At 73.1% G+C, this 19,586-nt stretch carries 17 protein-coding genes and 1 tRNA gene; 8 read left to right on the forward strand and 10 right to left on the reverse strand.

Features of this window, described 5'->3' with window-relative positions; all coding sequences use genetic code 11:
• Positions 1-148: 148 nt before the first annotated feature.
• Positions 149-1,261: an LLM class flavin-dependent oxidoreductase gene (locus AQI94_RS01010; protein WP_031050332.1), complete on the forward strand. Its 1,113-nt coding sequence runs from the start codon at positions 149-151 to the stop codon at positions 1,259-1,261.
• On the opposite strand, the gene AQI94_RS01015 is transcribed toward AQI94_RS01010, so the two are convergent.
• Positions 1,258-3,072: a putative bifunctional diguanylate cyclase/phosphodiesterase gene (locus tag AQI94_RS01015; RefSeq protein WP_031050329.1), complete on the reverse strand. Its 1,815-nt coding sequence runs from the start codon at positions 3,070-3,072 to the stop codon at positions 1,258-1,260. The genes AQI94_RS01010 and AQI94_RS01015 overlap by 4 nt on opposite strands.
• Before the next feature lie 284 nt (positions 3,073-3,356).
• Here AQI94_RS01015 and AQI94_RS01020 point away from each other — a divergent pair, with 284 nt between their 5' ends.
• Positions 3,357-4,640, forward strand: a complete 1,284-nt coding sequence (locus tag AQI94_RS01020; protein ID WP_031050327.1) for a M6 family metalloprotease domain-containing protein — start codon at positions 3,357-3,359, stop codon at positions 4,638-4,640.
• A 224-nt stretch (positions 4,641-4,864) separates the two neighbouring features.
• Here the strand turns inward: AQI94_RS01020 and AQI94_RS01025 are convergent.
• The 7 genes from AQI94_RS01025 to AQI94_RS01055 all read right to left on the reverse strand — a co-directional run bounded on the left by AQI94_RS01025 (position 4,865) and on the right by AQI94_RS01055 (position 11,317).
• A tRNA-Lys gene (locus tag AQI94_RS01025) sits at positions 4,865-4,938 on the reverse strand.
• The gene (locus AQI94_RS01030) at positions 4,929-5,516 is read right to left on the reverse strand and encodes a bifunctional DNA primase/polymerase (RefSeq protein WP_031053070.1); all 588 of its coding nucleotides are present in this window, start codon (positions 5,514-5,516) and stop codon (positions 4,929-4,931) included. Before AQI94_RS01030 ends, AQI94_RS01025 begins: the two co-directional genes overlap by 10 nt.
• A 168-nt stretch (positions 5,517-5,684) precedes the next feature.
• Positions 5,685-6,053 carry a hypothetical protein gene (locus AQI94_RS01035; RefSeq protein ID WP_031053073.1) on the reverse strand — a complete coding sequence of 123 codons (369 nt, stop codon included), beginning with the start codon at positions 6,051-6,053 and terminating at the stop codon, positions 5,685-5,687.
• 306 nt (positions 6,054-6,359) lie between these two features.
• Positions 6,360-7,712, reverse strand: coding sequence for an AAA domain-containing protein (locus tag AQI94_RS01040; RefSeq protein ID WP_031053075.1), 1,353 nt, complete (start codon positions 7,710-7,712; stop codon positions 6,360-6,362).
• Positions 7,709-9,301, reverse strand: coding sequence for a hypothetical protein (locus AQI94_RS01045; RefSeq protein ID WP_062229530.1), 1,593 nt, complete (start codon positions 9,299-9,301; stop codon positions 7,709-7,711). Before AQI94_RS01045 ends, AQI94_RS01040 begins: the two co-directional genes overlap by 4 nt.
• Positions 9,292-10,413 (reverse strand): hypothetical protein, encoded by a 1,122-nt coding sequence (locus tag AQI94_RS01050; RefSeq protein ID WP_031052596.1) that lies wholly within the window; start codon positions 10,411-10,413, stop codon positions 9,292-9,294. Before AQI94_RS01050 ends, AQI94_RS01045 begins: the two co-directional genes overlap by 10 nt.
• Positions 10,364-11,317 carry a phosphatase PAP2 family protein gene (locus tag AQI94_RS01055; protein ID WP_031052599.1) on the reverse strand — a complete coding sequence of 318 codons (954 nt, stop codon included), beginning with the start codon at positions 11,315-11,317 and terminating at the stop codon, positions 10,364-10,366. The genes AQI94_RS01050 and AQI94_RS01055 overlap by 50 nt, the downstream gene beginning before the upstream one ends.
• Before the next feature lie 209 nt (positions 11,318-11,526).
• Here AQI94_RS01055 and AQI94_RS01060 point away from each other — a divergent pair, with 209 nt between their 5' ends.
• The gene (locus AQI94_RS01060) at positions 11,527-12,123 is read left to right on the forward strand and encodes a histidine phosphatase family protein (protein ID WP_031052602.1); all 597 of its coding nucleotides are present in this window, start codon (positions 11,527-11,529) and stop codon (positions 12,121-12,123) included.
• A 103-nt stretch (positions 12,124-12,226) separates the two neighbouring features.
• On the opposite strand, the gene AQI94_RS01065 is transcribed toward AQI94_RS01060, so the two are convergent.
• A complete protein-coding gene (locus AQI94_RS01065; protein ID WP_062229531.1) occupies positions 12,227-13,633 on the reverse strand; it encodes a tetratricopeptide repeat protein in 1,407 nt (468 codons plus the stop codon).
• Positions 13,634-13,898: 265 nt separating this feature from the next.
• On the opposite strand from AQI94_RS01065, the gene AQI94_RS01070 reads away from it, so the two are divergent.
• Both AQI94_RS01070 and AQI94_RS01075 read left to right on the forward strand, forming a co-directional pair.
• The gene (locus tag AQI94_RS01070) at positions 13,899-14,279 is read left to right on the forward strand and encodes a hypothetical protein (protein WP_225890130.1); all 381 of its coding nucleotides are present in this window, start codon (positions 13,899-13,901) and stop codon (positions 14,277-14,279) included.
• Between the two features lie 115 nt (positions 14,280-14,394).
• Positions 14,395-15,246 carry a spermidine synthase gene (locus tag AQI94_RS01075; RefSeq protein WP_031040733.1) on the forward strand — a complete coding sequence of 284 codons (852 nt, stop codon included), beginning with the start codon at positions 14,395-14,397 and terminating at the stop codon, positions 15,244-15,246.
• 9 nt (positions 15,247-15,255) lie between these two features.
• Here the strand turns inward: AQI94_RS01075 and AQI94_RS01080 are convergent, their stop codons facing one another.
• Entirely contained in the window at positions 15,256-15,765 is a 510-nt protein-coding gene (locus AQI94_RS01080; RefSeq protein ID WP_031040736.1) for a superantigen-like protein SSL4, read from the reverse strand.
• A 98-nt stretch (positions 15,766-15,863) separates the two neighbouring features.
• On the opposite strand from AQI94_RS01080, the gene AQI94_RS01085 reads away from it, so the two are divergent.
• From AQI94_RS01085 to AQI94_RS01095, 3 genes are all read left to right on the forward strand, one after another.
• A complete protein-coding gene (locus tag AQI94_RS01085) occupies positions 15,864-16,568 on the forward strand; it encodes a response regulator transcription factor (protein WP_031040739.1) in 705 nt (234 codons plus the stop codon).
• Positions 16,565-17,974: a sensor histidine kinase gene (locus AQI94_RS01090; protein WP_031040742.1), complete on the forward strand. Its 1,410-nt coding sequence runs from the start codon at positions 16,565-16,567 to the stop codon at positions 17,972-17,974. Before AQI94_RS01085 ends, AQI94_RS01090 begins: the two co-directional genes overlap by 4 nt.
• A gap of 74 nt (positions 17,975-18,048) precedes the next feature.
• Positions 18,049-19,455 carry a glycoside hydrolase family 18 protein gene (locus AQI94_RS01095; protein WP_031040744.1) on the forward strand — a complete coding sequence of 469 codons (1,407 nt, stop codon included), beginning with the start codon at positions 18,049-18,051 and terminating at the stop codon, positions 19,453-19,455.
• Positions 19,456-19,586 lie beyond the last annotated feature (131 nt).

Consider the following 19,586-nt stretch of genomic DNA (forward strand, 5'->3'; position numbering starts at 1 on the left):
TGATGGGCTCTGGGTACCCGGGGGCCCGTGCGGCAAGCGGTCACGTGCCGGGCGGGATGCGGAAGCCGGGGCTCCAGGGAGCCGCGTGACCGCGCCCGGGAATAACCGGGGACACTCTCCTGTTGTCGCCAGGACGACAGCACGGCTCATGAGCAGGAGGCACCCCACCGTGGCGGAAGACGAGATCCGAGGTACTGCACAGGGCACCGCCCCCGTACCTCTCTCGGTACTCGACCTGGTCACCGTAGGCGCCGGACGCACGGCCGGCGACGCCCTGCGCACCAGCGTCGCCATCGCCAGGCTCACCGAGTCCCGCGGCTTCCATCGCTACTGGGTCGCCGAGCACCACTCCATGCCGGGCGTGGCGTCCTCCTCGCCCGCGGTGATCCTCGCCCACCTCGCCGCCCACACCAGCCGTATCCGGCTCGGCTCGGGCGGTGTCATGCTCCCCAACCACGCCCCGCTGGTGATCGCGGAGCAGTTCGGCACCCTGGAGGCGCTGGCCCCCGGGCGCATCGACCTGGGCCTGGGCCGCGCCCCGGGCACGGACGGCGCCACCGCGGCCGCCCTGCGCCGCAGCGACCGGCTGCGCGAGGGCGCCGACGACTTCCCCGAGCAGCTCATGGAGCTCACCCGCTTCCTGGACGACGACTTCCCCGACGGCCACCCCTACCGCCGGATCCACGCCGTACCCGGCCCCGTCCAGGCGACCTCGCCGGGCGGTGTCCAGTCCCCGCACCGCCCGCCCGTCTGGCTGCTCGGCTCCTCCGGCTTCAGTGCTCAGCTGGCCGGCTCCCTCGGCCTGCCCTTCGCCTTCGCGCACCACTTCTCGGCGCAGAACACCGTCCCGGCCCTGGACCTGTACCGCGAGTCCTTCCGGCCCTCCGCGGCCCTGGCCGAGCCGTACGCCCTGATCGGCGTCTCCGCCCTCGCCACCGACGACGAGAAGGAGGCCCGCCGCCAGGTCCGTGCCGCCGCCCTCAGCATGATCCGGCTGCGCACCGGCCGCCCGGGCCTGGTCCCCACCCCCGAGGACGCGGAGGCCCACGAGTTCAGCCCGATGGAGGAGGAGTTCGCCGCCTCCTGGAACGCCAACGTCATCCACGGCACCGCCGACGAGGTCCGCGCCGGCCTCGACGACCTCCACAAGCGCACCGGCGCCGACGAGCTGATGCTCACGGGCAACGCCCACAGCGGCGACGTACGCCTGCGCTCGTACGAACTCGTCGCGGACGCCTACGGACTCCCCGCGGCCTCCTAGGCCTGCACGCCCATCAGCCCGGAGATACGATCCGGCGACACCGGCCGCGAGTACAGCCAGCCCTGGCCGGTGTCGCAGCCGATGCGGCGCAGCCGGCTGGCCTGGGCCGAGGTCTCGACGCACTCCGCGGTGACGGTGAGGCCGAGACGGTGGGCGAGCTGGATCATCGCCTCGACGACGACCTCGTCGGCCGGGTTCGGGGCGACGCCCTCACCCTCGTACTGGAAGCCCCGGACGAAGGAACCGTCCAGCTTCAGGACGGAGACCGGCAGGCGGCTGAGGTAGGCGAGGTTCGAGTAGCCGGTGCCGAAGTCGTCGATGGCGATGCCGACGCCCATGTCGCTCAGCGCCTGGAGGGCCTGCAGCGGGCGGCCCGCCGAGCCCATCACCGCGGACTCGGTGAGTTCGAGCTGGAGCAGATGCGGGGCCAGGCCGGTCTCCGCGAGGGTCCGCGCCACGTCCGCGACCAGGTCGGAGTCCCAGACCTGACGGACCGCCACGTTGACGCTGACGAAGATCGGCGGCTCGTCGGGATGGTCCAGCTGCCACTGCCGGGCCTGGCGGCAGGCGGTGGCCAGGATCCAGCGGCCCAGCGGGACGATCGAGCCGTCCTCCTCGGCCAGTTGGATGAACCGATTCGGCGTCAGCATCCCGAACTGCGGGTGGTCCCAGCGGATGAGCGCCTCGACCCCGCGCAGCCGGCCGTCCTCCATGCCGACCAGCGGCTGGTACTCCAGCCTGAACTCGCCGCGCTCGATGGCCGGGCGCAGCGTGGAGGCCAGGGCCTGCCGGGTCATGCGGTGGGCGTTGCGCTCGGGGTCGAACAGGGTCCAGCGGTCCCGTCCGTCGGCCTTGGCCCAGTACAGCGTGGTGTCGGCGGCCTGCATCAGCCCCGTCGCCGAGGTGCCGGCCGCCCGGCGCTCGACGACCCCGATCGACGCCGACACCGACATCCGGTGGCCGGAGAGGTCGAAGGGCGCCTGGATCGCCTTCAGCAGGGACTCGGCGAGGTCGGCGAGCTGTTCCGTGCCGGTGGAGTCCTCGACGAGCAGCGCGAACTCGTCGCCGCCCAGCCGTGCCACCAGGGGAGCGGTCGCCCGGTCGTGGCCGGCCTCGTCCGCGCAGCGCGTCAGGCGCTCCGCGACGGCGGCCAGCAGCCGGTCGCCGACCCGGTGGCCGAGGGTGTCGTTGACGGCCTGGAACCCGTCGAGGTCCAGGTAGCACAGCCCGATCCGGCCCGTGCCGCCCTGCTCGTACGACTCCGGCTCCAGCGCGGCCGTCAGCCGCTCGAAGAACAGTGTGCGGTTGGGCAGCCGGGTCACCGGGTCGTGCATCTGCAAGTGCCGCAGCCGCGCCTGGAGTTCACGGCGGGCGGTGATGTCGGCGACGGAGAGCAGGACGCCGGGCGAGCCGTGCGCGTCCGCGGTCAGCGGGGTGACCGTGATCTGCGCCCACATGGAGTGCCCGTCGGGATGCTTGAGCCGGCGCTTGCAGCGCAGCTTCGCCTGACGGCCCCGCAGTACCTCGCGATAGGCGTGCCAGGTACGTGTGTCCGAGGCCAGGTCCACCAGGTCGGCGGCCGGGGTCCCGGACAGCTCCTCCGGTGCTGCCCCGAGCAGCTCCCCGAAGGCGGGGTTGGCGTCGACGACCGTGCCCTCGCGGTCCACCACGGCCATGGCCAGCGGTGCCGCCGCGAACGCCGCGCGATGCGACGGGGGCTCGGTACGAAAAGGTGTTGCGATGTCACTCTCTGTTACAGCTGACCCGTCGAGGTCTGCCGCGGGCGCCGGCCCTTCGGACGTTCCGTTCACCGCTAGCTCCCGCAGTGCACTCGATCGCTGTCCGCGCAGGAAAGTGTGCCGATCATAGAGGTTGCCCCCAGGCCCTTCCAGCCATTGCCCAGTCTCGGGGACCGGCAACCCCTTCTGGCAGATCGTTTCTGCCCGCAGCTGGACGGGTTCTTCAGGCAGGAGACCGGTTGTGACGTTCCGTGAGTGATTCGGGGGTGTCGGCCGGTTCGGCAGGTCACGCCAACTCACTCGTCCGGTGCAGATAAACAGGGCGTATTACCGCAAATCATCACAGGCTGGGTGCGGTGTCCCGTGAACCGCTCCCGGAGGTCCCGTTGCCGCGCTCGTTTCCGCGCACTTTGCCGCGCCCGCCCCTGCGCAGCACCGCCGCCGTGTTCACCACCATGGCGGCGCTCGCCGCCACCTCCCTCGTCACCGGGCCCTCGGTCGCCGGACCCTTCTCCTCGGCGCCCTGCACCCTGGAACGCACCGAGGTCCACCACTCGGAGGGCCTGGACACCTGGAACAGCGCGTATCCGCGTCCGGCCCGCGCCCTGGACGCCGTGATGGTCTTCCTGTCCTTCCCGGACGCCCCGCCGATGACCACCCCGGCCGAGCTGACCGCCGATCACTTCCCGGCCACCACCCGCTTCTTCGAACGCGCCTCCTACGGCCGCTTCACCCTGCGCCCGCACCCGCTGCGGAACTGGATCCGGATGCCGCGTCCGTCGACCGCGTACGCCATACAGCGCGACTGGAGTGCCGCGGACCGGGGCGCCTACCTCCGCGACGCGCTGGCCGCGGCGGACGGGCAGGTCGACTTCTCGCGCTACGACGTCGTCTACTTCGTCGCCGATCCGGACGCGCCCGGCGTCGACTCGGACGCCACGAAGGTCGTCAACCTGGACGTCCCGCTGCGCGCCGACGGCACGGACATCCGCCGGGTCGTCACGGTCTTCGAGAAGCACCCGCCGGACCGTCTGGTGCTGGCCCACGAGACCGGGCACGTCTTCGACCTGCCGGACCTGTACCACCGGCCGATGGACGGCAAGGGCGACTGGGACACCTACGTCGGCGACTGGGACCTGATGGGCAGCCAGTTCGGGCTGGCCCCGGACCTGTTCGCCTGGCACAAGTGGAAGCTGGGCTGGCTGGAGCGACGGCAGGTGGCGTGCGTACGGGGGCCGAAGCCGACGCGGCTGACGCTGGAACCCGTCGGGGCCGCCCCCGACCGTGCCGGGATCTTCGGACTCGGGCGCGGCACGAAGCTGGCGGTCGTGCGCACCGGAGCCGACAGCGCGCTCGCCTTCGAGGCGCGCGCGGCGGTGGGCAACGACACGGCGCTCTGCCGGGAGGGCGTGCTGGTGTACCGGGTCCGCGGCGGCGAGGCGTCCGGCGGCGGCCCGATCCAGGTGATCGACGCCCACCCTCGCACCGAGGCCTGCTGGGAGAACTCCGTCTATCCCCCGCTCGCGGACGCCCCCGTCGGCGTGGGCGAGACCTTCCGGGTGCCGGGCGAGGACGTCCGCGTGAAGGTGACGGGCCGCACGACCACGGGGGCGTGGGACGTGGAGATCGCGGTCGGCTAGCCGACGCACACGGCCAGGGACCGGACCCCCGGCCCGCACGACGAAGGCCCCCCGCTCTCGCGGAGGGCCTTCGGTGTCTGTGCGCCGCCAGGGACTCGAACCCCGGACCCGCTGATGCTGTGTCTTTCCGGGGGCGACCCCCGGACCCCCGGCCGCTTCGGCGTGGGGACCGCTGGGCTTCATGACGAAGGCCCCCCGCTCTCGCGGAGGGCCTTCGGTGTCTGTGCGCCGCCAGGGACTCGAACCCCGGACCCGCTGATTAAGAGTCAGCTGCTCTAACCAACTGAGCTAGCGGCGCCTGCTGACGTCGTAGACCTTAGCATCCTGATCGGCCGGGGGAAAAATCGATATCCGCACCGCGGTACGGGCCGCTCGGACGGCCGCCCAGAGCAGGATTTCCGGCCCCGGCAGCCACGGGTGACGGGTGTCGGGAGCGACCAGCCATCGCGAGGTCAGCGTGGATTTCGCGGTGCCGAGCGGGGCCGGGACGGTCACCGCGTCGCCGGTGCCGTGGCACAGCAGCGGCGGGATCGCCGCCGTACGGCCGAACTCCTCCCACCGCAGCAGGGACGGCAGCCGCTGTGCCGTGCCCGGCGCCGCGAAGAGGAGCATCCGGCCCCGGAACGCGGCCACCGGCCCGGAGCCCGGTCCCTCGTCCCACAGCCGGTCGAGCATCCGGCGCCCGAAGATCGCGGGAGCGCTGACCACGTCGAAGGCGGTGCCGCAGGGCAGGACCACCGGGGCGGCGGGGCGCTCCTCCCAGAGCGACAGGGTGCTGCGCGGATACGTTCCTGCCGAGGCGAGCCAGGCCGCTCCGTCCGCGGTGACGCCGGAGACGTCGAAGCGGTCGGAGAAGGGTTCGTCGCGAGTGGTCATGCCGCATACATCTACCGGGCGTGAGCGGTCGGTTCCACAGGGTTGCGGGAAATCGGGACAGGAGGGGGCGGTGAGGGGTATCTTGCCCGCCTGGCATATGCCAGGGATTCTTTACGGCGGCTGACGGGGAGTCACTGGGGTGCCTGGGACGCCTGAGACCTCCGTGGCTCAGACCGGGTCGGCGTGTCCCGCCCCGCCCTCCGCGCCGCGCAGCAGATCCCGGCCGAACTCGACCATTTTCTTCGCGTAGTCCTCGGTCCACTCGGCGCGCTCGGCGATGTCCGCCGTCGTGAGCCGGTCGAAGCGCCGGGGGTCGGCCAGCTGGGCGGCCGCCATCGCCTGGAACTCCACGGCACGGTCCGCCGCCGCGCGGAAGGCCTGCGCCAGCTCGGTGGACCGGGTCAGCAGCGCGCGCGGGTCGTCGATCGACTCCAGGTCGAAGAAGTGCTCGGGGTCGTCGGCCACCTGCGCGGGCTCGAACAGCAGGGGCGCGGGGCGTAGCCGCGGCTCGTTCCGACGCGGCGTGGGCTCCGCCATGTCTTCATCCTCCTCGTATGTCGTCCGTACCGACGGCCCGCCTGTGGATGGGCCACCGTCCATTGTCCCGCGCCCGTGCAAGAGGGCGGGGCGCCTCCGGGGGGTACCAAGGCCCACGGCCCGCGTGCTGTTCCCGCTCACGGCCTCCACGCGGGCCGGTCACGGTCGCCACGCCACCCGGTGTTCCGCCAGCCGCGCGAGCACTGCGTGATTCGCCTCCCAGCCGTCCGGGCTGTGTCCATGGGCCACCTCCGGCGGCGGGCCGGACTCCGTCCGGGGATGGTCGGCGGGCGTCGGCGGGAGTGGTCACGGTCGCCACGCCACCCGGTGTTCCGCCAGCCGCGCGAGCACCGCGTGGTTCGCCTCCCAGCCGTCCGGGAACTTCACCAGGGTGCCCAGCTGGACCGGTTCCGTGGACGGGTAGTCGTCCAGGAGGTCGCTCACGCCTGCCCGGCACACCACGACGCACGCGTGCCGGTGGCGGGAGGCCAGGACGCACAGGCGGCCCGTCTCCAGGTGGAAGGCGGTGGCGTCGGGGCGGCCGGAGAGCGGGTGGAGGACGACCGTGACGTCGTACTCGCGGCCCTGGAGACGGTTCGCCGTGTCGACGGTGACGTCCGTGACGCCGAGCTCGGCCAGCGCCGCGCGGACCGCCGCCGCCTGGTCCCGGTGGGCCGTGCCCACGGCGACCCGGTCGGCCGTCAGCGGCGTGGGGTCCGGTGAGCGCTCCGACGCGGCCGCCCCGCCCCGGTCGAGGAGACGCCGTACGACGGTCGCGACGGCCCGCACCGCCTCCGGGTCCGTGCGCGGGGTGTGCCGGGCGGGCAGCTCCAGCAGACCCCAGCCGGACTCCGCCGCGGCGTCGATCACCCGGTCGGGGCCGGAGCCGTCCGAGGGAACGCCGAAGGTGAGCCGGCGGTCGTCGTGGCCGGTGCCGCTGCGGAAGGGCGTGTACGGGTAGAAGGCGTCCGAGACCAGGGGCGCGGCGGAGGCCGGGAGCCGCCAGGAGACCGGGAGGCGGTGCTGGGGCAGCTCCGGGTTGTGCGCCAGCAGGGTCGTCACCGCCGAGGCCGAGGGGTCGTACGACAGCCCCGCCCACTGCTCGCTGCCCACGATCGCGAACGGGTCCAGCTGCCCGGGGTCGCCCACGAACAGGGCCCGCTCGAACAGTCCCGCCACCGCCAGCAGTGCGTCCGAGCGCATCTGGTACGCCTCGTCCACGATCGCGTGCGTCCACGGCTCGTCGGTCTTCACATGCCCCCACTTGGCGGCCGTGGAGATCACGACGGGCAGCCCGGTCAGGTCACCCGCCTTCGCCGACTTGCGGACCTGGGGCAGGTCGTCCAGCGCCTTGTCGTACGGGTCGGCGTCACTGCTGTGCAGCCGCCCGACCGGCAGCCCGGGGTTCTTCTCGGCGAGCCTGAGGACCAGGTCGTCCACCTGCGCGTTCGTCTGCGCGACCACCATCAACGAGCGTCCCGCGTCGGCCAGTTCGAGTGCCGCGCGGACGACCAGGGTGGACTTGCCGGCGCCGGGCGGGGAGTCGACGACGACACCGCGGTGGGTGCCGTGCAGGGTGTCGTGGAGGATCGCGTCGGTGGCCCGCGCGGCCTCGGCACCGGGGTCGAAGGCCCGGGGGCCCCTGGCCTGGGTGGTCACAGGACGTCCTCCGGGGTCAGGGGATCGGCGCTCTCCGGCACGGCCTCACCGGGCGGGCCTCCGTGCGTCCACGGGGTGTTCTCCGGGTCGGGCAGCTTCGCGCCGCCGCGCTGCTCGTGCTCGAACAGCGTGAAGCACACCCGGTCGCCCTTCTCGGGGACGGACCCGGTCTCCGGCTCCTTGCCGCGGCCCATCTTGTCGAGGATCTTGAGGACGATCAGCGCGCCCTCCTCCTCGGACCCCACGAACTCGGCCGACTGCGGCTTGCCGCCCAGCGAGCGGTACACCTTGGCCCGCTCGCCCAGATGCGGCCGGTCGTCGGTCCGCACGGTCACCAGTGGGCGCGGGCTCGGCCGCTTGCCCTCGCTGTACGTCATGACGACGTCCGTGACCTCCCCCGCGAACGCCTCCCCGGCCAGCCGCCGCCCCGCCATCACCAGCGGGTCGTCGAGCGCCTCCTGCGCGTCCAGGCGGGCCTGTTCGCGCTCACGTGAGGCGAGCTTGTTGGCGGCGGTGACCGCGTCGTCGCGGCGCGGCTGCGGGGGCTCGCCCGCCACGACCCGGTCGCGGTGGCTCGTGAACGACCAGCGGTCGCGCGTCCACCGCTCCTCGGCGTGCGCCCCCTCGGGCAGCGTCCGCAGCAGGTCGATGCCCCGCCACACCGCGTCCCAGGTCGGCCGGGTACGACTCGCGACCAGGGCGCGGATCTCCTGCTCGGCGGCGGTGAGCGCGCCGAGCCGGTCGTCGGCCTCCAGACCGTCCTCGGCGGCGGCGAGGGCGGTCCGCGCGCGGTCGTAGCGCTCGAAGGCCGGGGCGAGCAGCTTGTTGTCGAACGCCGGGTCGGTGGCGGGGCCGGCGGGCGGGTGCAGCAGCTGGCCGCGGTCGTCCCGGGCCAGCTCGGCCGCCAGTGCGGCCTCGGCGCCCGACCGCCCCTGCGGCGGGTCGATCCAGGCGAGCAGCGCGCCCAGGTGCTGGTCCTCCAGCGTGGACTGGCCGGTGGACCAGTGCCGGGACAGCACGTCCGTCATCGCCAGCAGCAGCGAGGAGCCGGGCACCCGGGCCCGCTCCCCGAAGTGGGTCAGCCACCGGCCCAGCAACGGCACCCGGGGCGGGGCCGGGTACGGCGTCTCCGGGTCCTGCTCCGCCGTACGCCGAAAGCGCATGGAGCGCCCGAGCAGCCGTACGAAATCGACGCCCGCGCGGCTCGGCAGGATCAGCTGCGGGGCGTCCGCGCACAGCTCGACCTCGACCTTGACGCGTTTTCCGGTCTCCGGGTCGGTCTCGTTGCGCTCGGCGGCCTCGACCGACTCGGCGTACCCGTCGACGTACGGCAGCACGATGTCGGCCAGTTCGGCCAGGAACGCGAACCTGAGGTCACGGTCGCGCGGCTGCGGTACGACCAGGAGGTGCGGGGCGTCCCGGTCCGTGCCCACGAGCGCGCCGAGCGGGGCACCGGCCTCGCCCGCGGTGGTGAGCGGGACGAGGACGAGGGGGTGTGCGGACAGGTGCCGGTGCAGGACGGTCGCGGCGGGCTGGGCGCGGCCGGTGCTGACGGCCTCCAGCCGGGCGAGCGTGGCGATCAGTGACACGCGGTCACCCCCAGTGCCTCCGCGCGCAGTTCCGCCGCTCTGCGCAGAGCGGCCACCGCCGGGTCGTCCGGGTCCCCGGCCTCGCCGCGGGCCGCCGCCAGGACCTCCTCGACCGTCGTCAGACCGCCCAGTTCCGCGCGGACCGAGCGGCCCAGGGAGGTCACCGCGCCGTCCGCGCGGGAGCGGTCCCGGCAGTGGAAGGCCAGTTCGCAGGCGGACAGGCACTCGGGGGCGTAGGCCGCCGGGACCGACTCGACCGCGGCGGTCAGGTCGGCGGCGGGCAGGTCGGGGGCGAAGCAGGCGCCCTCGGGCAGGGTGTCGGCGATGTCCTCGATGCGGGTGAGCCGGGTCAGCTGGCGGGCGGTGACCGCGCGCTGCTTGCGGATGTCGACGGCCGAGGCGGTGGGCAGGTTGGAGAAGTCCTTGGGGCACACCAGCAGGACCCGGTGACGGACCCGCGGAGCCGGCTCCAGGCGGGCGGCGACCTCCTCCAGCGCGAGGACGTACACCGCGGCCTGGCGGGCGGCCGCGCCCACCTTCGCGGGGTCCGCCGAACCGTCCAGCATCGGGAAGGACTTGATCTCCACGACCGTCCAGCTGCCGTCCGGGTGCACGACCACCGCGTCCGGCTCCAGGAAGGCGGGGGAGCCGGCGACGTCGAGCGCGAGCATGGGGTGGTCGAGCAGCGTCCACCCCTGTGCCTCGGTGGCTTCGCGCAGGGCGAGGGCCGTACGCGCGGTACGGCCCTCGGGACCGATCGCGGTGAGGTCGGGCACCTGTGCCTCGGTGGGCGGCTCGGCGCTCCGGTCCAGCCGCTCGTGCACCAGCCGCAGCAGCGCCGCGCCGCCGTCCGCCTTGACCTTGGCCTCGAAGGCGTTGCCCCGGGTCAGGGCGAACTGCGACTGCCCGAAGGCGGACGGCGCACCCAGCGCGCTCGCCAGCGCCGTCTTGTTCACCCCGGCGCCGTCGAGGATCGCGCGCCGCTTGCAGCCGGGGTTCGCGGCGAGCGCCGCCAGGGCGCGTGCGTCCAGTGCCTTGGCCGGTACCTCGGGGCCGCGCAGCTCAGCGAGCCGCTGCCGGAGCGCCGTCCCCCGCGTCCGTGGGAGCGGCACTCGGCTCGGCTCCGCCTGGGAAGCGTGACTCGCGCTGCCGTGGAATGTGCTCACCCGCGGAAGTCTGGCATCCGCCACTGACAATTGAGGGCTCTGTGCCGCGAGAGGCGACGGAGACGGGGGCTATCCGGGCGCGGATGCCCGCCGTGGCCCGCTGTGCCGCCCGGCTGACGTACGGGGCGAGCAGGAATCCGAGCCCCATCACCGCCGCGCCCGCGACCGCGTCCAGGAAGTAGTGGTTCGCGGTGCCCATGACCACGATGGTGGTGATCAGCGGGTAGGCGACGGCCGCGGCCTTCGTCGTACGCGTCCTGCCGTAGCGCCACAGCATCACACCGCACCACAGGGCCCAGCCGACGTGCAGGCTGGGCATGGCCGCGTACTGGTTCGTCATGCCTCCCATGCCCCGGGGGGCGCTCGCCTCGCCGCCCCACCAGCCGTACGAGCTGTACTGGGCCATGGTGTCGACGAAGCCGTGGCTCGCCGAGAGGAGGCGGGGCGGGCAGGTCGGCAGCAGGGTGAAGCCGATCAGGCCCATGAAGGTGGACGTCATCAGCCAGGTGCGGGCCGCGCGGTAGTGCACGGCACGCGAGCGGAAGAGCCAGATCAGGACGGCCGGTGTGACCAGGTAGTGCAGCGAGGCGTACCAGAAGTCGGCCGGTACGCCGATCCACGTCTGGCTGGTGAACAGCCGGTTCAGCGGGTGCTCGGCGTTGAGGTGGAGGAACTTCTCGACCTTGAGGATCGCCAGGCCGTGGTCGACGGCGCCGGTGACATCGCCCCTGGCGAGGAGCCGGCCGGCGCTGTAGCAGGCGTACACCAACAGGATCAGGGGCAGCTCGGTCCACCAGCGCAGCCGCGTCTGCGGGACTTCCTCGGTGCCTGGTGTCTCGGTCAGCGGCATCCGATCCTGTCCCCCTTCGTTTCGCGCGGCATCCGGCGGTCGTCGTCCGGCCGTGCCACTTTACGGCGTATGTGCGGGCCCTTGTGGAGTGCCCCCACGCAGCGCCTTCGGTCCACGAAGACGCTGAGATCGCCCGCCGGGTTGCCCTCCCACAGGGTGCGCGATGATGGAGGGGTTCCGCCTCCGCTTTCCCCCGGAAAGGTTTCTCCATGGCACCGCGCATCCTGCTGGCCCGGCACGGACAGACCGAGTGGTCGCTGTCCGGCAAGCACACCGGCAGGACCGACGTGCCGCTTCTGGAGGAGGGCCGCAGGGGTGCCAAGCTGCTCGGCGAGCGGCTGCACCGGGCCCCCTACGACGGTCTTTCCGACGTGGAGATACGCACGAGCCCGCTGGTGCGCGCGCGGGAGACCTGCGAACTCGCCGGGTTCGGGGAGCGGGCGGCCACCTGGGACACGCTCATGGAATGGGACTACGGCACGTACGAGGGCATGACCCCGGAGGAGATCCAGGCGGTGCGGCCGGGCTGGCTGATCTGGCGGGACGGCGTCCCCGAGGGGGAGTCCCTGGCGGAGGTCACCTCCCGCGCGGACGAGGTCGTCGCGTGGGCGCGCTCGGCGGACCGGGATGTGCTGGTGTTCGCCCACGGGCACATCCTGCGGTCCATCGGGGCACGGTGGCTGGGGCTGCCGGTCGACTTCGCGGCACGGATACGGCTCAATCCGACGTCCCTCTCGGTGCTCGGCTGGGCCTACGGGGAGCCCGCGATCGAGAGCTGGAACGACCTGGGGCATCTGGGGTCGTAGCCGGGCTCGGTGCCGTGACGGCCTGCCTGGCTGTACCCACTCAGGGGCGCGGCGAACTGCGCGACCAGCCCCCACCGGCCCGCGGTCGAACGACCACCCCCCTTCAAGCCGTCCGACGTGTCGACGCGTGGCGCTCCAGGAACGCCGAGACCCCCGTCGCCCTCCGGTGCGGCAGCAGCACCCTCGCCGTCGCCGCCAGCATCGTCTGGATGCGCGAGGACTGGACCTCGCCCAGCAGCTCCAGCACCCGCAGCCCCGCCGCCGCCCCCTCGTCCGGGTGGCCGCCGCGGGCCAGGTCGTCCGCGAGCTCGGCCGTGTACAGCGCGATGTTGCGGGTGAAGTGCGGGTCCTGGAGATCCGCCGCGCGGCGTGCGTGCCGGGCGGCCCGGCGCCAGTCGCCCAGCGTGGACCAGCACTGCGCCTCCAGACCCTCCAGCTCGGCCTCGCCGTAGAAGCTCATCCACTCGGGGTCGGTGTCCGAGAGACCGCGCTCGAAATAGGTTTGCGCGCGGACCAGGGCCTGCTCGCACCCGGTGCGGTCGGCGAGGCCCGCCCAGCCGCCCGCCTCACGCAGCGCGAGCAGCGACATGAGCCGGGCCGAACCCAGGGGCCGGGCGACCCGTTGCGCGGCCTGCGCGGCCCGTACCGCCTCCCGCGGCCGTCCCGCGTCGCGCGCGAGGAAGGCGGTGTTGCAGAAGGCGTGCGCCTCCAGGGCGTCGTCACCGGTGAACCGGGCCGTGGCCAGCGCCTCCGCGTAGTGCGAGCGGGCGTCGTCGAACCGCCCGGAGTCGTGCGCGAGCCAGCCCACCGAGATGGCGAGTTCACCCGCGCCCGAGTGCAGCCGGTCGGCGGTCGTCTGCCGGGTCGCGCCGGCGTCCAGGAGCGCGTAGGCGGCGCGCAGGGGGGCCGCCGCCCGCTGGTACAGGCCGTCGGCGCCGTGCCGGTCGTCGAGCAGCCGGATCCTGCGCACGGCCTCCTCCAGGGCACCCGCCTCGCCCGTCCCGGCGCGGCGGACCGGTCGTCCGGCGGCCTTGGCGTCGAGGGCGAGCCCGAGGGGGCCCAGGGAGGCGGCGGCGACCGTGGCGCCCCCGCCGGTCATGAATGCGCGACGCAGCACGTCGCTCTCCTCATAGTCGTCGTACGTCTCGTCGGGGTCCTGCGTGTCCTGCGTGTCATACGGCTCGTACGTCCCCGGTGTCTCAGTCGTGGGGCGCCCCCGGCGTCCGCGGACGGACGCGCGGGAGGCGAAGCCCAGGTCGGAGAGCGTGCGGCCGGGGAACATGTGCAGGAACACCCGTTCGTACGCGTAGTTGGGGCAGCGGATCTCGCCCGCCTCGACGCGACCCACATAGCGCGCGTCGCAGCTGACGCTCTCTCCGATCTCGCGCGCGGCCCGTCGCACCGCCGCGGCGAACTCGGCCGGCGAGCGCTGCCCGCGCAGGCGCCGGAACGCGAGGTTCGGCCTCGGTGGTGTGGGGGACTGGGACGAGGTCACCATTGACGACGCCATGTCCGGGTCCTCTCGTGCGAACCGTCGAACCATGCCGGGCGCGGGGCGAGTTGACTGGTTTGTCAGTGTGACGCCCTGTTTCCGGCGGGCAAGAACGTACCTGTTGAGTCCGGGTCCCCATGCGGGGTTTGGCTACAAACCGGATATCTCATCCGGGATCCGCCATGAACTGCCATCCTTTGCGGCGGACTTTCGCCGTAGCCGTTGACGCCGGCGCGCGTTGAACCTCCCGGAGTCGGACGAGGGTTCCTTGGTGGAGGCCGCGATGGAGATCAGCCGGAGCGTCAATCCCTGTACGCCGGTGTCGTGCGACGTGGTCACGGTGCCGGCGCGACACGGCCTGGAGGCCGTCGACATCCTGCGGCGGGGGGTGAGTGAGGGCGTCGGGCCCGTGCTGCACGACGACGGTGGCCGGACCCTGGGGTTCCTGGTGCCGCCGGGGACGGCGGCGGGCTGGGACATGCCGGGGAGCACCTGCACGGAGACCGACGGCCGGGGGCTGCGGCTGACCCCGGAGCCTCCCGTGGAGGGGTCGGACTGGCTGCTGCCGCCGGGAGACGCGGACCTGGCGACGGACCCGGCCGTGCTGCGGGCGGCCCTGGGCGAGGCGGCGCGACTGATCGAGGCCGCGGACAACTGCAGGTGACCGCACCCGGTCGGGGGCGCGGGGCGGCACCGGTGTGCGGCCCCGCCGCGTGGCCGCGACCGGCCCCCACCGGCCCGCGGGAGCGCGGCCACCCACCGCCCCGGATAATGGCGGAGTGGGAAAGTCCAGAAAGTCCGCCGAAGCCGTCGTGGAACCAGTCGACGGCGGCCTCGCCGAGCTCATCCCCGACCGGGAACGCGCGCACGCGTGGACGCTGCTCATCGACGGCGCCCCCCAGTCCCACGTCGACCTCGACGACCCACGCCACCTGTCCTTCGAGTACCAGCGCCGGCTCGGCCACGTCATCGACCTGCTCGCGCCCCCCAACAAGCCCGTGCACGCCGTACACCTCGGCGGCGGCGCGTTCACCCTCGCCCGGTACCTCGCCGCCACCCGCCCCCGCTCCACCCAGCAGGTCGTCGAGCGGGACGCGGCCCTCGTCCAACTGATCCGGCAGAAACTGCCCTTGGAGCCGGCCGCGCGGATACGCGTGCGCTCCGTGGACGCCCGTGAGGGCCTCGCCAAGGTCCCCGACGGCTGGGCCGACCTCGTCATCGCCGATGTGTTCAGCGGAGCCAGGACCCCGGCGCACCTCACCTCCACCGAGTTCCTCGACGAGGTCCGAAGGGCGCTCAGGCCGGGCGGTCTCTACGCCGCCAACCTCGCCGACGGACCGCCGCTCGCCCATCTCCGCGGCCAGATCGCCACCGCCGCCGCCCGTTTCCCCGAACTGGCCCTCGTCGCCGACCCGACGGTCCTGCGCGGCAAACGCTTCGGCAACGCCGTGCTCGTCGCCTGCGACACCCCCCTGCCGATCGCGGAACTGACCCGCCGGGCCGCCTCCGACCCGCACCCCGGCCGCGTCGAACACGGCAAGGCGCTCCTCGACTTCACCGGAGGGGCCGTACCGGTGACGGACGCCGAGGCGGTGGCCTCTCCGGCGCCGCCCGCCTCCGTGTTCAGATGAACCGGTGAGTCAGTAGGTCCCGATCTCCACCCGCGGTGGGCCGTCGTGCCAGGTGCAGAACACCGACACCCGGTCCGCGCCCGAGGAGAACTCCACCCGGATCCACGACTCCGTCTTCCACACCTGCATCGACCAGCCGGTGCCCGGCGTCGCGGACACCAGCGTCGCCGACTTCTCACCGAGGTCGAAGACCGCGCGGCCGCCGTCGGTGTCGTAGCTCCGGACCTGACCGGAGGCGGTGGGGGAGGGGCTCTTCGAGGAGGGGGCGGGTTTCGCGGTCGGGGAACTCGGCGTCGGTGCGGGGCTCTTCGACGGGGTCGCCCGCTCGGTCGGCGTCGGCGTCGGCGACACCAGCGGCTTCGACTCCTGCGTGGTGGCGTCGGCCGCCGTGATGGGCAGTGCGCGCGGCGGATCGTAGGCCGTGCCCGCCATGACCGTGTGGACACCCCACCAGGACAGCGTGACCGCCGCGCCCGTGGCGAGCAGCCAGGCCAGTACGTGTACGAATCCTCTGCGCATCGCCCGCCATACTGCCTCACGCGTCTCACGGGCCGCACCCGGACTGAGTTGTCCACAGGCCCCGACCGGGCTCGCCCGAATCGCGTACGGTGCGGCGCATGGCAAGTGTGCTCGTGGTCGAGGACGACCAGTTCGTTCGCTCGGCGCTCATCCGGCACCTGACCGACGCGGCCCACACCGTGCGCAGCGTCGGGACGGCGCTGGAGGCGCTGCGCGAGGTCGCCCATTTCCGTTTCGACGTGGTGATCCTGGATCTCGGTCTGCCCGATCTCGACGGGTCCGAGGCCCTGAAGATGCTGCGCGGGATCACCGACGTGCCGGTCATCATCGCCACCGCGCGGGACGACGAGACCGAGATCGTCCGTCTGTTGAACGCCGGGGCGGACGACTACCTCACCAAGCCCTTCTCGGTGGAGCACCTCTCCGCCCGGATGTCCGCCGTCCTGCGACGCTCCCGGGCCGCCGGAGGCGACGCGTCGCCCGAGACCGTGCTGCGCGTCGGCGGACTGAGCGTCGACCCGCTGCGCCGCCAGGCCGAACTGGACGGCGTCCGGCTCGACCTCACCCGCCGCGAGTTCGACCTGCTCGCCTTCCTGGCCGCGCGGCCCGGGGTGGTCGTCCCCCGCAAGGAACTCCTCGCGGAGGTCTGGCAGCAGTCCTACGGTGACGACCAGACGATCGACGTCCATCTGTCGTGGCTCAGGCGCAAGTTGGGCGAAACGGCGGCGCAGCCCCGCTATCTGCACACCCTGCGGGGCGTCGGCGTGAAGCTGGAACCACCGGGCGGGGGGCTGCCGCTGTGAGATGGGCTCTGGTCAAGGTCTGCCTGGCGGTCACCACCATGGTCGTGGTCGCCTTCGCCGTCCCGCTCGGCCTCGTCATCAAGGAGATGGCCCGGGACCGCGCGTTCTCCAACGCCGAGCGGCAGGCGGCCGCGGTCGCCCCCGCGCTGTCCATCACCACCGACCGCGACCAGCTGGAGCGGGTCGTCGCCTCCGCGGGATCGGACGCCGGGATGGCCGTCCACATACCGGCCGACGGGGAGCGGCGCGGCGCCCAGAAGGCCGTGGACATCGGACGGCAGCGGGCCGCCGCCGACGACATCGCGACCGTGCGCCGGCTGGGCCGAGCCTCCACCACCGAGGTGCCCGGCGGCTCCACCCTGCTCCAGCCGGTCGCGCTCAGCTCCGGCCAGATCGCCGTCGTCGAGGTGTACGTCCCCGAGTCCGAGGTGAGCAACGGCGTCGCGACCGCCTGGGCGGTGCTCGCCGGCGTCGGCATCGCGCTGGTCGTCGGGTCGGTCGCGGTCGCCGACCGGCTCGGCGTCCGGATGGTGCAGCCCGCGCAGAAACTCGTGGAGGGCGCCCACGAACTGGGCGAGGGGAAGCTGGGGTCGAGGGTGCCGGAAGAGGGTCCGACCGAACTGAGGCTGGCGGCGGTCGCGTTCAACTCCATGGCCGACCAGGTCGTCCAACTGCTGGCGAACGAAAGGGAGCTGGCCGCCGACCTGTCCCACCGGCTGCGCACCCCGCTGACCGTGCTGCGCCTCAACGCGGCCTCGCTCGGCGAGGGTCCGGCCGCCGAGCAGACCCGGGCGGCGGTCGCGCAACTGGAGCGCGAGGTCGACACCATCATCCGTACCGCGCGGGAGGCCAAACCGCAGACGGCGGCGGCCGGGCCCGGCGCCGGATGCGACGCGGCCGAGGTGGTCCGCGAGCGGATGAGGTTCTGGTCGGCGCTCGCCGAGGACGAGGGCCGCAAGTGGCGGGTGGCCGGCACCGAGCGGCCGGTGCGCATCCCCGTGGCCCGGGCGGACCTCGCGGCCGCGCTGGACGCCCTGCTCGGCAACGTCTTCCGGCACACCCCGGAGGGCACCGCCTTCGCGGTCGACGTGCACAACGGCGAGGACGCCGTGATCGTGCTCGTCTCCGACGCGGGCCCCGGCATCCTCGATCCCGAGGCCGCCATGGCACGCGGACGGGGGTCCGGCAGCACCGGGTCGACCGGGCTCGGGCTCGACATCGTCCGGCGGCTCGCCGAGGCGACGGGAGGGGACGTACGGATCGGGTCGTCGGTGCTGGGAGGCACCGAGGTGCGGGTGTGGATCCAGCTGGACGGGCGCGAACCGGTGCGCCGGGGACACCGGGTGCGCAGACGCCGGACCGGCAGACTGGTCTCGACCTTTAACCGACCCCGATCCCTTCCTTAAGCGCGCCCTAAGATCCTCAACGCCCGCCCTGATCAGGCTATTTGCCCGATTCCGGATCGCTAGCGTGCCACGCCATGAGCATGCATCGGCGCAGACTGAACGGCAGGAACAAGGTGATCGGCGGGGTGGTCGCCGCCGCCGTGGTGGGGACCGGCGCGGTCCTGTTGAGCGGAACCGCCCAGGCGGCCGGCATCGGCGCCGCGTACACGCGGACGAGCGACTGGTCGACGGGGTACACCGCGCAGTACGTCGTCACCAACAACAGCGGTTCGGCCCAGAAGGACTGGAAGCTGGAGTTCGACCTGCCGGGCGGATCCACCCTCGGCTCCCTGTGGAACGGGGAGTCCAGCGTGAGCGGGCGGCATGTCCTGGTGAAGCCGCCCCGCTGGGACACCGACGGTCTGGCACCCGGTGAGTCGGTCACGGTCGGATTCGTGGTGGACGGCACGGGCGACCCCACCGGCTGTCTCGTCGACGACGGCGACTGCTCCACCGGCGACAGCGGCACCCCCACGTCCGCCCCGACGCCCACACCCACGTCCACGCCGACCCCCACCGCCGCTCCCACCTCCACCGCCTCCCCCTCGGCGAGCGGCGGCTTCGCCCCCTACGTCGACACCTCCCTCCACCCCGCCTTCGACCTCCTCGCCGCCGCCGACGCGACCGGCGTGAAGACCTACCACCTGGCCTTCGTCACCGACAGCGGCGGCTGCACCCCCAAGTGGGGCGGGGTCACCGACCTGGCGAGCGACGCCGTGGCCGCGCAGATCGGCGCGCTGCGGGCGAAGGGCGGTGACGTCCGGGTCTCCTTCGGCGGCGCCTCCGGCTCCGAGCTGGCCACCACCTGCTCCTCGGCGGACGCGCTGGCGGCGGCGTACGGCAAGGTCGTGGACGCGTACGGCCTCACCAAGGTCGACTTCGACGTGGAGGGCGGGGCGCTGCCGAACACGGCCGCCAACACCCGGCGGGCGCAGGCGATCGCGAGGCTCCAGGACCGGCACCCCGGCCTGGACGTCTCCTACACCCTCCCGGTGATGCCCGAGGGCCTCACCCAGGACGGGGTCGACCTGCTCGCGAACGCCAAGTCCAACGGTGTGGAGATCGACACCGTCAACATCATGGCGATGGACTACGGGGCCTCGTACAGCGGGGACATGGGCACCTACGCCGAGCAGGCGGCCACCGCCACCCAGGCACAGGTCAAGGGTGTCCTCGGGCTGTCCGACAGCGCCGCCTGGAAGGCGGTCGGGGTCACGCCGATGATCGGGGTCAACGACGTGGCCTCGGAGATCTTCAGGGTCGAGGACGCCGCCCAGCTGGTGGCCTTCGCCAAGGCGAAGGGACTGGGCCTGCTGTCGATGTGGTCCGCCACCCGGGACAAGCAGTGCTCCGGCGGTGCCAAGCCCACCGCCGACGCGAGCTGCAGCTCGATCGTCCAGGACGCGTTCGCGTTCTCGAAGGCCTTCGCCGCCTTCGGCTGAGCCCCTCGACGGCGAGGCTCCCGGGTCACCGGTAGGCAGGGATGTCGGTCACGTTTCGACAAATCGGGTCGATAGCTATTGACGCATGACCTGACATAACGCTGTCATTGCGCCACCGTGTTCGGTCAAGT

Origin of the sequence: Streptomyces pseudovenezuelae (assembly GCF_001513955.1) — a bacterium.
In the GTDB taxonomy this organism is placed as follows: Bacteria; Actinomycetota; Actinomycetes; order Streptomycetales; family Streptomycetaceae; genus Streptomyces; species Streptomyces pseudovenezuelae.